The following is a 12,492-nucleotide window of genomic DNA, read 5'->3' as shown; positions in this document are numbered from 1 at the left end:
AATGACTTTTTTATATTTCATTAACTTTTACCATTCCATCTTTATCAACTATTAAATTAGGCTCTTGTATATCTAAATTTCAACGATAAACTGCTTTAAAATAATCATTATTAGGCCAAATTCTATATCTTAATTCTTGATTATTTTTTATTTTATTTATAACAATTCCGTCGCCATAATTATTAACAAAAGCTTTACGAATTCCCCAAAAATTATTATATTCATCTATTTTTTTATATATATTATCATTTTTAAATTTTGCAATTCTTCAATTATCATTTTTATCGCCACGCCACACAACAAAATAATATTTATCATCAATTTTGTTAAATGGTTTTTCTTGTGGTGCTATTCATTCTAAATTGTCTCTAATGGTTTGGTTTTTTGTATTTATTTTATTTTCTTTTTTAAATTTTTCTAATTCTTCTGGTGTATATTCGTGTTTTTTATTACAAGCAACTAAACTTGGTGTACTTGTTCCAATTAAAGTGATTGTTCCTAAAAGACTTAATATTTTTTTCATATTTTAAATCTCATCTTTAATTATTTTATTTTTAGTTTCGTTTTTTCAATATTAAAAGTAAGACCAAATGTATTTGTTGTAACAGATAAATAATTTCTTGACTGAAAACTATAATTTATTTCTGTAAAATGACGAATTAAAGAAGCAATTAAAGTATTTTTATTTTCTTCATTATATTTTTGAAATAAACTATGATTACTTAGTGAAAATTTATTTACAACATTAATTATTGCTTCAATATGTGGTTTATTTTTTTTCTCAGGTTTCTTTGTTAAAACTGATTTTTAATTGATCAGGTTGTAAAAACTTATATCATTTTTCAATAGTATTATCATTTAAATTATCATCATGTAGTTTATATATTTGATTACTTTTTTTTACTTCTATTAAAAGATACATTGATATTTCCAAAATAATTATTATTTTGACTTGTAATTGTTGCTGAATTTGTAGTTGCTCTTATAACTACTAAATCATTAACTGTTAATCCAGAATTTGGATTTCTTCTAATAACTTCTCTAATAATTAATTGTTTGAAATGAATTATCTGGTATATCATCTAAATCAGTATTAGTAATAACAGATGATAAATGTATAACATTAAAAGAAATAACGATGTTGCCTGTATTAAGGTGTATTTTCTAAATATTCAGTATAAAATTGTATTCTACCTTCGCCTGTGTTTTCATAAAAAATAATCCTGTGTTCTATTAAATTAATTAAATCATTAATTGTTAATTTAGAATTTGGATTTCTTCTAATAACTTCTCTAATAATTGTTTGAAATGAATTATCTGGTATATCACCTAAATCAGTATTAGTAATAACAGATGATAAATTAATTTTTTTTATAGAAAAAGAAACCCTCAATACATCATTATAATCAAGATTTTCAGTAGAATGAAATGTATGTAATGAACTACTACTATTAGTTGTTTGACTAAATAAAATTTCAGCTGAACTTCTTGTAATGTTTCTAATTTCTAATCTTATATTTTTACCATGATGATAATTTAAATTATTTAATTGTTCTATTCTATCAATTATATTTTTCTTTGAATTTGATTCTAAATTACCTAAATTAGTATTAGTAATAAATGTTCTTAAACTTAAATATCTTGAAATAAAAATTATATTTATAGAAAGTAAATAATTAATATTTAAACTTTCTATTAATACTGAGCTGCTTGTTAAATTTGTAATTATTAAATCATCAACTGTCAATAAATTTTCTAATTCATATCTTTGTATAAATTCATTTACAATTGTTTCGGGCCTATTATTTATAATTGTTCCAAAATTTAAAATAACGTTTTCATTTGTTACACCTAATATTTCATTAAAATTAACTACATTAGAATCAAAATTAACTGTAAATCTTTTTGAATGAGGTATTGGTTGTTCTGCGTGCAAAACATTTTGTCTAGCATAAATTATTGCTGAATTAGCGGTTATATTTTCAAATTCAACATTTTCTAAGAAATCAGTTCTTGACACAATTGGGTGATTAATTTCACTTAATCTTTTTAAAATAGTTTTTTTGTTAACTTTTTTTATTTTACCAATATTAATTGTTGTAATTATATTTTGCAAAGATGGGGATAACTTCTTTTAATTCGTTTTAAATTTTTAATATTATTATTTAATAATTTTTTATTTTCTTTTTGATAAGAACTGGCGGCAATTGTTGTTGGCACAGAAATTCCACTAATTGTTAATACACTTAATAAACTTAACAGTTTTTTCATTTTATATAATTTCCTTTCTTTAATCTTGAAAATTTTTTTTAAGATCTATTGACATTATATATATATGCAAGTCAAGCACTTTTAAAGCATATTTGAGAAAGGTAATTATTTAAATGATTATTATTGTGATTATATTGTACTAAATCTGGGCTCGCGGGATTTTCTATAGTTTGTGAAAAATGCCTTAAAGTTTAAAAAAACTCTTGCCGCGCTTTTCAAAATACTTGGGAAAAATTCTAAGCGTTAAGCGAAGAATTTTATAAAGGTTCCCAAATTTATTTGAAGGATTTTCAAAACTTTTTTTAACTTTTAAGTCATTTTATCATAAAAATTATTAAAAATCAACCGCTCGCCCAAAATCTCAAAAAACTATATAATTAACTTTGTATATAAAAGAAGGGATTTTTTAAAATGGATAAAACAAAGCATCATTTTACTTTTAAAGAAAAAGTAATGTTAAAAGATTTATTAGAACTTGATTCTTTAAAAAGAAAAAATGGTCAACCCAATATATCTAAAATAGCAAAAATATTGCATAAAAATCGCAATACAATTAGACGAGAAATAAAAAGATTAAAAGATAATGAATATGACGCTAAATTAGCACACGAAGATTATTTACAAAAACGACAAAAATGTTTTAAAAAATCATCATTATTGCTAAATATTTTAGAATGACTAGATGAAAAATATAACAAATTTCATGATTCATCAGAACAAATCTGTAAAAATATGAAAAAGAGTTTGGTGTTAAATTTCCAGTATCTTTTAAAACTTTATATAAATATATTCATTTGGGATTTTTAAATTTCACGAAAGATAATTTGTATTTTCATGGTAGAAAATATAAAACAAAAAATAGAATTGATAACCGTGGAAAAATAAGAAATTTTAGAACTATTGAAGAAGCAAAACATGATAAATATGAATTTGGTTGATTTCAAATGGATACTATGGTTGGTAAAAACAATAGTGTTTGTTTAGTTTTAATCGAAGAATTAACCCAATTTAAAATCATTGAACCATTAAAAGAAAAAACAACAAAAGAAGTTACAAACACAGTAGAACGAATTTTTTCTAACAGATTTTTCAAAGATAGATGCAAAGAAATAATAACAGATTAAAGCAAAGAATTTGCTGATTGAGAAAAAATTGAAAAAATAACAAATGCTAAAGTATATTTTTGTGATGCTGGAACTCCAACACAAAAACCCAAAGTTGAAAGAGCAATTCGTGATTTTAGACATTAATTTTTAAAAGGGGCTGATTTAAGTATTTATTCAAGAAATTATTATCAAGAAGTTGCTAATATAATAAACTCTAAACTTAAAAAATCTTTACATTGACTATCTTTAAAAGAAGTTTTTATACAAATGTTTAATTTTTAATATGATTACTTATAAAATTTTAATCATTTTATTTTTCAGTGTGTCAAAATTCATAAATTTAAGACAAAACTATTAAATTTTTTTAAAATAAATTATATTGAACATTTATTTTATTGATGTTATAATGAAATCAAATAAATTGCTGCACTTCATAGTACAATTTACATAATTTCAAAAACTCATTTAAAACAGATGGGTTATATATTGATAATGTTGAGTAATTTAATCCTTCTCACTGACATTTAGCCGAACAAGCATCAACTTCAACACCACCAGCAACAAGAGCCTTAATTTTTGTTTTAATAGGATTTTCATGTAATCTAACAGTTAATTCTAACTTATTAACTTTTTTATTTTTTATTTTAGGTTTATTAGTTATTGATTTTTTAGGTAAATTTTTTTGTTTGAGACATTATTTAACATCCTTATTAGATAATTTGTTATATTTTGAACTGTCAACTAATATTCAATCGATAAAACCTGTTGAATATGGATTTTTGTAAAAATCTTCTTTATATAATTGTTGTTGTTTTAATTCTTCAATTTCACTACCTAAATTTTGATTAAAATTATGTGCCATATCTATTTGTTGTTTAAAACTATTTATTTCTTGTTCTTTTTCAGCAAGTTCTTTTTTAAGTGTTTCATTTTCTTCTTTAAGTTTGTTAAATTTAATTGATTCTGTTATTGTTATTATCTATCACTTCCTTTTTTAAAAAATATTGTAAATGTTTTCAAGCATCTAATTCGTGCTCTGTCATTTTAATATTTCCTTTATAAATATAATTTTTCTTAACAACTGGTGATTGTAAAACATAATTTAAATTAAATAGATATTTGCATAAAACTTTTAAACCACCAATGAATTTAGGAGTAGATAATGGATTTTTTATTTTTAAACCTTTGTGAAGTTGAAAATCTTCAATTATTACAATAACTTTATTTAAATAAGAACAAATTTTATTTTTAAACTCATTTAATATTAAATACATATTATTTATTACTTCTTCTTCATTTTTGGAATTAAAAGTAATATTATTAATTATTTTCTTTTGCAAAACATTATAAATAATAATACCAGTTTGACCAATTCCAGCAGGGTCAATTGCAATAATATATTTTAATTTATCTGGTTTATTTTTTTGTCAATTTGTAATATTTTTCATCCATCTGATGCTAAATCTAAAATATCGTTAATTTTGTAATGTTGCATATAAGAAGCAATAATATCTCACTTGTTTTCAAATAAAATTAAGTACATTTTTGCTCATTCTAAACATTGCAAATCATAATGCTTTTTATGATGTGAAATACGACAATTAATAGGTTGACAATTAACTCAATCAATAGATGTTGTTATTTCATTTCAAGTTTTATTAATATACAAACTTTTATATTCTGTCATTATATATACTCCTTAATTTTTTTATTTGTTGCTCAAATTTCATCATTAATATTATTTGCAGTTACTGGATAAGCACATATCATTAATTCTTGTAATTTATTTTAGTATTTAATTACTTCACCGCCCGCTTCACTTTGGGGAGTGAGCGGGGGCGGATAGGATATTTTGATAGAGTTTACCCCCATACGGAAATAAAAAAACAGTTTACCCAGTTATTAATTACGCTTCATCCATCCCTAGACAACTTTATATAAAGAAAATAACCTTTTGGAGTTCCAACCCTCTTGTTTTTTTAGTGTCCGATATTGTTTTTTCGGTTTAACAGCACTCTTTTTATGAAAACAAGCAAAAAAACACATGCTCTGACATTTCACAAGTGATTAATCTTGTCGAGAATTAAAGAAATAAATAGGAGAGTAAATCCAATCGCTTTCACACTTTCTTTAAGATTTCGTGCCATAGATGAGTTATCCATCTTTAAGCATCAAAATATTAAGTTTTAGTATTGCATTATTCATCAGATAGTACCTTTATTAAAAATGATATTATTAGTTGTTAAACCGAAAAAATATAATAAATCACAGAAAGGAAATTATAAAAATTAACCTATTTTGTAGGGCAAAATAGGTTAATTTTTAATTTTAAAGATACTATCTGATGAATAATGCAAATAAAAAAATCGTTCTAATAGGCGATTACTTTAATTTGTATTTAATTACTTTATTTATAATTTTTATAAAACATAAGCTTTTTTCCGACTACTAATTTTTTTAAAATAAATTATATTGAACATTTATTTTATTGGTGTTATACTGAAATCAAATAAAGTGCTACACTTCATAGTACAGTATTTTATTAATATAATAAATAGTGAGAACTATTCGGAAATGAAGCGGTTATTAGATTACTCAATTGCGGCGATTCGTGTTTTAGAAGCAGTTCAAATTAATGAAGAACAACAGGGAGAATTATTAAATGAAATTAAATAAATATATTGATCATACTTTATTGAAACCAGATGCAACTATAGTAGAAATTAAAAAATTATGTGCTGAAGCAAAAGAATATGATTTTGCATCCGTTTGTATTAATCCAACTTATGTTCAATTAGCGCATAATTTATTACAAGATACTACAGTTAATGTTTGCGTTGTGGTTGGTTTTCCATTGGGGGCGAATGCTACCATAACAAAAGTGACAGAAATTTCAACGGCATTAGCCGATGGAGCAACAGAAATTGATATGGTAATGAATATTAGTCAGTTTAAATCAAATAATTATGATTTAGTTCGTGCCGATATGGCAGCATGTAAAAAAGCAGCTGGGCAACATATTGTAAAAGTAATATTAAAAACATGCTTATTATCTGATACAGAAATTATTAAAGCGTGTCAGTTAGCAGAAGAAGCAGGTCTTGATTTTGTTAAAACTTCAACAGGTTTTAGTAAAGCAGGTGCAACGATTGCCAATGTTAAACTAATGAAAAAAACAGTTGGAGAACGTATGCAAGTTAAGGCAGCTGGTGGAGTTCGTACTAAAGCTGGTGCTTTAGCAATGATTACAGCAGGAGCAACGCGAATTGGAACAAGTGGAGGTGTTAATATTATGAAAAATAAACCACATCGAACAGGTTATTAGTTGACATAAAGCAGCAAAGGAAAATAAAAAATAATGTATTTTTTAAAAAACAAAAATTTAGAAGCAACTCTTAGTTCTGATCCGTTTGAATTAATTTCATTTAAAAAAGCTGGCAAGGAATATATTTATCAACAAGATAGTACATGAAAAAAATCGTGACCAATTTGTTTTCCAATCACAGGAAAGTTAATTAATAATGAATATCAATTAGCAGATAAAATTTATACGATGATGGGGCACGGTTTTTTTCGTGTAATTACTGCTTGAAAAGTTCTTACTTATACAGCAGATACATTAGTGGTTGAATATAGAGCAACAAAAGAATTTTATCATCAGTATCCATTTTTGTTTAAATTGGAAGTAACATATCAATTAGAAGCAAATAAATTAATTAATAAAGTTAAGATTACTAATCTTGACTTAAAATCATTGCCATATAATTTTGGTTGACATCCAGCATTTATTTGTGATGAGCATACTGGTAAAATTATTTTTGATAATCCACAAATAATTACCCATATTCCTGATGTGACTTTTTTAGGTTCAGAAATGAAGAAAGAAACAAATTCTCAGTTTTTAATAAATCAATATGATTTTACAACTGGTTAATGTTATGCGTTACTAAAACAAACAACAAACAAAGTTTTAATTGTTGATTCAACTCGAGAAATTAGTTTAACAACAAAAGGTTATCCAAATGTATTAATTTGAAAATGTCAAAATGATGCAAAATATATTTGTGTTGAACCATAAGATGGCCATCAAGATGACATTAATTATCAAACAATTCCGCTTGACCAAAAACCATGAATTAATAAGTTACCATCACAACAAACAAAAATATATTGTTTAGAAGTAGAATTTAAAAAATAAAACCTCTTAACAAGTAAGAGGTTTTCATCAAAAATGAATATATTATGTAAAAAATTACAATAAGTTAGCAGGGGGGATTTGCTTGGTGTTTAAAGAGGATATTAAGCTGTTCCATATAATCTTAGATTCTTATTGTAAGAGGTTTTTCATTCTTATGTATTAGTTTATAATTTCAGCAGTATTAATTTTGATAACTAAAGTACTAATCATTTTTTATTCATTTTTTAGCATCATAAAAATGAATAGGTGCCACATTATTATTTAACAAATATTTTATAGTTTTGAATAATTTAAGGTTTATATTCTGGTAACATATGGTAAACAAAAACACATTAGATTTTTGTTTTTCATAAAAAGTTATTTCACAAGTAGTTTAAATAATAATGTTGTCAACACCATTAGTATTATCCCGAAAAAACTTGACAAATGATTTTCTTTTTTATTTATTTATGTTTTATTTTGTTGTTAATATTATTAGACTAATTTTATAAAAAATGTGTTGAATGTGATGAGGATGAGAAAAGGGATAAAAATATTGTAGTACCTAAGTGTTTATTTGGCTGTGATGCTTTATTTGAAAAAGGATTTATTTATGTTGACAATGATGGAGTAATAAAGAAGGATTTTAATAAAAATGCTACTAGTTATACGAAATCTTTTATTAATAAAATTATTATGAAAAAATGTAATTTATAATGAATCTGTAAATTGTAAATACCAACCGATAAAAAGTTAACTATCAATTTAGTTAACTTTTTTAAGTTAGTTTTAAGGAGTTGAAATTATGCAGACAAAGCAATATTTTATTTTGCGGTCGTTAGTGAAAAAGTATGGTAAAGATAATGTTATTAATACTGTCAAAAAGATTGCAAATGATATTGAAATTAAAAAGTAAAAGAATAAATTATCCCGCGTAATTTATTAGCGGGTAATTTATTCAATAATGTTTTTAAGTGGAGCAAAGCGACAACGAGCGGAGCGAGTTTGCAAATTTCAATTTTTTAATTTATTGAAAGGAGATATATTATGCCAGTATGGTTAACATGAATATTTAGTATTGTTATTATTTTAGGAATTCTTGCTTGAATTGGTTTATCGATTTATCAAAAAATTCGTCAAATTCGAGGTAAGAAAAAAGAAAAAAAGAAATTGAAAACAAGGAGGATAAAGAATAATGTTAGGTATGTATTTAACAACAGCTGTTAATTTTTTAGCTACAGATACTCCTACTATTTCAGGTGGAATGGATTTTATTTGAAGCGGTTTGGGACAAGCAATGATGAAAGTTAAAGATGCTGTTTATGCTGTGTTACCACAATTAATGACCTTTTTAAGTGATGCTTGAATTATTTTAATTCCATTTGGAATTTGAGTAATTATTAAAATTTTGTAAATTGTAATTCATAGTACATTTTATTATTATGTTCTGATCCTAATGGTAAAACTGTTGTTTGATTTGTAAGGCGATTATATTTTGTAATTGCTTCTAATTTTGTTAGATTAGTAACATTAATTGTAGTATCATAACTTAAAATTTCACTAGGACTAATGCCTGTCAATGCTTTTGAACAAACAATACTAGTTAAAATATTATTACTATGTTGTAAAAGAACAGCATTATTAATATCAACACCATTCTTTAACTTATGACTCATTGCATTAACATCTTTGACTGGTCCAAATAAAGCAACTGCTAATTCAACAGGATAAATTAACATATTATATAAAGAACCTTTTTCTAAAGTCTCATCAAAAACAGAATTATATTGGTCTAATAAAACTTCTTTTATTCGACTTGAATACTGGTTGCAATGAAAACAAGCTAAAAAAGGTTTAATTTTATTAACATTTGTTTGTAAAATTTGATAAGCTGGCAAATGTAAGGGTTTAAAAGCTTCCATCAAAAAAACATTATTAATTTCTGCTATTTGTTTTAATTCAATTAATTCATGTGCAAAAAAAGTTGCCGGTTTTTCAACTAAAACATGCTTTTGTTGTTGCAAAAAATACTTTGCTTGTTGATAATGCAAACCATTTGGTGAAGCAATATAAATAATATCAATATAATCTAACATATCTTCAAAATTATCTACAATATGGACTAATAAATTATTTTTTGAAGCAAAAAATTTAGCTTTTTCTAAACTACGTGAATAAAGGGAAGTAATTTTAACTCCTTGTACATCACGACAAGCATCAATAAATTCACTCACAATATTGCCTGTACCAATGGTTCCAATCTTTAACATAAAAGCACCTCACTATGTACCTTTCATTTTTGTTAAGTGTTGGTAAATTAGTTATTTCATATTAACATTAAAAATAATTTCACTTGTTAGGAAAAAGTTACTTTGATCGCTTTTAACTGAAACTATATAACGTTTTTGGTCTTCATGATATGTTCCTTGTAAGCCATGACCGTCCAAATTACTTTGGTTAAAGGCTGGGCCACCTAATGTCTTAGTAGCAACAGCATCTAATTTACTTGGATCTTTAACTTCTAATTTTGGTGATGCTAATGATAATCAATTTTTTAAATTTGGACGAAGATCAACATAAGATTTTGTTTCTAAATTTCCTCACATTACTGAACCTTTTACTGATTTTGCATCTGGTTTTGCTTCCATTTTGACATAAACTTGATTAAAAGTAAATTTATCATTTAAAAAGTTAACCGTAATATTAACTTCATCTCAAGGCAAATATACTGGAGATAAATTTTGAATTCCTTTTGTAATTGCTGAAGTTAAATTAATTTCATCATTAACGATTGCATTATTTTTTTTTAAACTAAATTTTTTGGAAATAATTTTATCATAAGAAAATGAATTCAAGTCTAATTTGTCCCCAACAATATTATTATTGTTGCCACCATTTTTAGGAGGCACACATGCAACAACATTTGATCCAATAGTAGTCCCAATCATTATTGCTCCTAATAAACTTAATATTTTTTTCATTTTTTCATCCTCCGTTATTAATTTCTCTTTTTTTAATTATAAACTAATTATTATTTTTATCATCATCAAACAAAGGATTTTCGCTCTTTTTTGCTTGCTGCTCATTTGTTAAAACAGTATTATTTTTTTCCTGTTCTTTTGCTCATTGTTCTGAATCTTGTCAATTTTTTTTAACAATAAAAATTCGTTCTTCTACACGAACAATTGATTCCAAGATTGAACAAGCAATTGTACCAACAAAGACTGTTGGAAATCATACATATCAAAAAATACAAATTTGGGCTGGATTTAAAACTTTTGTATTAGCTAAAATTAAAAAAAATAAACTAATCACAAAAATCAAATATTGACCAATATAAAAAAATTGCATAAAAATAATATGTTTGCGTAATAATTGAAATGGTGTCTTTTTTAACTCATGAATACGAACTAAATGATAAATAATAAAAATAATAATAGCAAAACCAATTAAAACATAGCCAATTTTGTAGCCAGTTACTGTTGCAATATCTCATTTTTGTAATCCTAAAATTAGAAAAATTAGTACTAAAGCTGTATATAATATTATATTTGCAACACTAACTAGTGCTTTAATCGATACTACTTTTGTCACCTTTGCCTTCTCCTATAATTCTTTTTCATACATAATCATTGCTAAAAGTGCAACTGGTACTGTTTCAGCTCGTAAAATTCGTTGCCCTAATGAAATGGGGTAATATTGATATGAAGATAAAACCGCAATTTCATGTGGAGTAAATCCACCTTCAGGGCCAATTACAACTGTAATTGTTTTAAAATCATGTTGTAAAAACTGTTTTATTGATAATGTTTCTGCAACGTTTTCATAGCAAACAAGATTAACATCACTTTGATATTGTTGTAACACCTTTAAATCACTTTCAACATCATTTACGAACGGTACTTGATTACGGTAAGATTGTTCTGCTGCTTCCTTACAAATTTTTGTTCAACGTTCAATCTTTTTAAAATTATTTTCACTTTTTAATTGTACCACACAACGACTAAACTGAAAGGGAATGATTTCATTAACTCCTAATTCTGTTGCTTTTTGTAATAAATAATCTCATTTTGCATTCCGAATTAGACCTGCAATTAATCGTACTTTAATTGGACTTTCATGATTTTGCTGTAATTTTTTAATTAATTTAAATAAGTACTTTTGTGGTGTTTGTACTTCTAATATCGTTAAATAATGTTCACCATTATAAATGCAAATAATTTGTGTTTGGTCTCTTAAACGCAAAACTTGTTTAATTTGTTTAACATCATCTTCAGCTAAAATAAAGTAATTATTTTCTAATTGATTGGCAACAAAACGGTGCATTATTGTTCATCTCCTAATATGTCTTCCATTATCTTATCTAATTCTTGGTACAGTTCTGGCAGTGATTTGTTAGTGGTTATTTTATAATCGGGTTTTATCTGTTTTAAAAAAGTTGCTTGAATTTTTAATAACTGTTCTGTTTGTTCTGATGATTGTTGATCACGAGCATTAATTCGCGTAATAATGTTCTTTTTACTAGCAGTAATAAATATTTTTGCTGTAAAAGAAAGCGCTAATGTGCTTAAACCAATTGCTTCAATTAAAAATTTTTGGTTTGGATTATTATTAATAATTGTGATAATTTGTTGATTAACTTTTGGTCATAAATAATTATTCAACTTATTGTTAGCAAGAGGATTAGTAAAAATAATTGTTCGTAAACGCTCACGATTAACAACACCATTAATAACTATTCCCGGAAAAGTTTGCTCTAAAAAAAGCAAAACGGTTGGCTCTTGCATAATTTCTTTTGCAATTTTATCCGCATTTAAATAAGTGAAATGATATTTATTTTGTAAGTATTCACAGGCACTTGTTTTTCCTGCTCCAATATAACCATAAACACCAATAATCATTTATGCTTAATTCCTTTCTAATTGCTTGTTACTAAAA

16 protein-coding genes and 1 pseudogene are annotated in these 12,492 nt (G+C 25.1%); 5 read left to right on the top strand and 12 right to left on the bottom strand.

All coding sequences use genetic code 4. The features are described 5' to 3' along the window. Positions 1-10: 10 nt before the first annotated feature. The 4 genes from AACL22_RS09890 to AACL22_RS09875 form a co-directional block, all read right to left on the bottom strand. On the bottom strand, positions 11-523 hold the full coding sequence (locus AACL22_RS09890; protein WP_338991823.1) for a lipoprotein: 513 nt from the start codon (positions 521-523) through the stop codon (positions 11-13). Positions 524-769: 246 nt separating this feature from the next. Continuing rightward, positions 770-922: a hypothetical protein gene (locus tag AACL22_RS09885; RefSeq protein ID WP_338991822.1), complete on the bottom strand. Its 153-nt coding sequence runs from the start codon at positions 920-922 to the stop codon at positions 770-772. 228 nt (positions 923-1,150) lie between these two features. Then, positions 1,151-2,116: a hypothetical protein gene (locus tag AACL22_RS09880; protein WP_338991820.1), complete on the bottom strand. Its 966-nt coding sequence runs from the start codon at positions 2,114-2,116 to the stop codon at positions 1,151-1,153. Beyond that, a complete protein-coding gene (locus tag AACL22_RS09875; protein ID WP_338991818.1) occupies positions 2,104-2,271 on the bottom strand; it encodes a hypothetical protein in 168 nt (55 codons plus the stop codon). Before AACL22_RS09875 ends, AACL22_RS09880 begins: the two co-directional genes overlap by 13 nt. 411 nt (positions 2,272-2,682) lie before the next feature. Here AACL22_RS09875 and AACL22_RS13890 point away from each other — a divergent pair. Beyond that, a pseudogene (locus tag AACL22_RS13890) lies at positions 2,683-3,659 on the top strand (IS30 family transposase). A 412-nt stretch (positions 3,660-4,071) separates the two neighbouring features. On the opposite strand, the gene AACL22_RS09860 reads toward AACL22_RS13890, so the two are convergent. The 3 genes from AACL22_RS09860 to AACL22_RS09850 all read right to left on the bottom strand — a co-directional run bounded on the left by AACL22_RS09860 (position 4,072) and on the right by AACL22_RS09850 (position 5,064). Further along, positions 4,072-4,239, bottom strand: a complete 168-nt coding sequence (locus AACL22_RS09860; protein WP_338991814.1) for a hypothetical protein — start codon at positions 4,237-4,239, stop codon at positions 4,072-4,074. A 91-nt stretch (positions 4,240-4,330) separates the two neighbouring features. Next, positions 4,331-4,825, bottom strand: a complete 495-nt coding sequence (locus tag AACL22_RS09855; RefSeq protein WP_338991812.1) for a hypothetical protein — start codon at positions 4,823-4,825, stop codon at positions 4,331-4,333. Then, on the bottom strand, positions 4,780-5,064 hold the full coding sequence (locus AACL22_RS09850; protein WP_338991811.1) for a hypothetical protein: 285 nt from the start codon (positions 5,062-5,064) through the stop codon (positions 4,780-4,782). The genes AACL22_RS09855 and AACL22_RS09850 overlap by 46 nt, the downstream gene beginning before the upstream one ends. A 975-nt stretch (positions 5,065-6,039) precedes the next feature. Here AACL22_RS09850 and deoC point away from each other — a divergent pair. The 4 genes from deoC to AACL22_RS09830 all read left to right on the top strand — a co-directional run bounded on the left by deoC (position 6,040) and on the right by AACL22_RS09830 (position 8,968). Further along, complete coding sequence (gene deoC / locus AACL22_RS09845) at positions 6,040-6,702, top strand: deoxyribose-phosphate aldolase (protein WP_338991809.1); 663 nt, start codon at positions 6,040-6,042, stop codon at positions 6,700-6,702. Between the two features lie 33 nt (positions 6,703-6,735). Beyond that, positions 6,736-7,311, top strand: a complete 576-nt coding sequence (locus tag AACL22_RS09840) for a hypothetical protein (RefSeq protein ID WP_338991808.1) — start codon at positions 6,736-6,738, stop codon at positions 7,309-7,311. A gap of 1,290 nt (positions 7,312-8,601) precedes the next feature. Continuing rightward, positions 8,602-8,781 carry a hypothetical protein gene (locus AACL22_RS09835; protein WP_338990480.1) on the top strand — a complete coding sequence of 60 codons (180 nt, stop codon included), beginning with the start codon at positions 8,602-8,604 and terminating at the stop codon, positions 8,779-8,781. Next, the gene (locus AACL22_RS09830; protein WP_338991806.1) at positions 8,750-8,968 is read left to right on the top strand and encodes a hypothetical protein; all 219 of its coding nucleotides are present in this window, start codon (positions 8,750-8,752) and stop codon (positions 8,966-8,968) included. The genes AACL22_RS09835 and AACL22_RS09830 overlap by 32 nt, the downstream gene beginning before the upstream one ends. On the opposite strand, the gene AACL22_RS09825 is transcribed toward AACL22_RS09830, so the two are convergent. Genes AACL22_RS09825 through coaE form a run of 5 tightly spaced genes read right to left on the bottom strand, consistent with a single transcriptional unit; the run spans position 8,955 to position 12,455 of the window. Beyond that, complete coding sequence (locus AACL22_RS09825; RefSeq protein WP_338991804.1) at positions 8,955-9,824, bottom strand: Gfo/Idh/MocA family oxidoreductase; 870 nt, start codon at positions 9,822-9,824, stop codon at positions 8,955-8,957. The genes AACL22_RS09830 and AACL22_RS09825 overlap by 14 nt on opposite strands. Before the next feature lie 51 nt (positions 9,825-9,875). Next, entirely contained in the window at positions 9,876-10,535 is a 660-nt protein-coding gene (locus tag AACL22_RS09820; RefSeq protein WP_338991802.1) for a lipoprotein, read from the bottom strand. A gap of 43 nt (positions 10,536-10,578) precedes the next feature. Continuing rightward, a complete protein-coding gene (locus tag AACL22_RS09815) occupies positions 10,579-11,148 on the bottom strand; it encodes a hypothetical protein (RefSeq protein WP_338991801.1) in 570 nt (189 codons plus the stop codon). A 12-nt stretch (positions 11,149-11,160) separates the two neighbouring features. Next, the gene (locus AACL22_RS09810) at positions 11,161-11,880 is read right to left on the bottom strand and encodes a 16S rRNA (uracil(1498)-N(3))-methyltransferase (RefSeq protein ID WP_338991800.1); all 720 of its coding nucleotides are present in this window, start codon (positions 11,878-11,880) and stop codon (positions 11,161-11,163) included. After that, positions 11,880-12,455, bottom strand: coding sequence for a dephospho-CoA kinase (gene coaE, locus AACL22_RS09805; RefSeq protein ID WP_338991799.1), 576 nt, complete (start codon positions 12,453-12,455; stop codon positions 11,880-11,882). The genes AACL22_RS09810 and coaE overlap by 1 nt, the downstream gene beginning before the upstream one ends. Positions 12,456-12,492: the final 37 nt, after the last annotated feature.

It is taken from the genome of Spiroplasma endosymbiont of Seladonia tumulorum, from assembly GCF_964020235.1.
In the GTDB taxonomy this organism is placed as follows: domain Bacteria; phylum Bacillota_I; class Bacilli_A; order Mycoplasmatales; family Mycoplasmataceae; genus Spiroplasma.
Note: the sequence above shows the minus strand (reverse complement) of the source record. Positions and strands in the feature narration are given on the sequence as shown.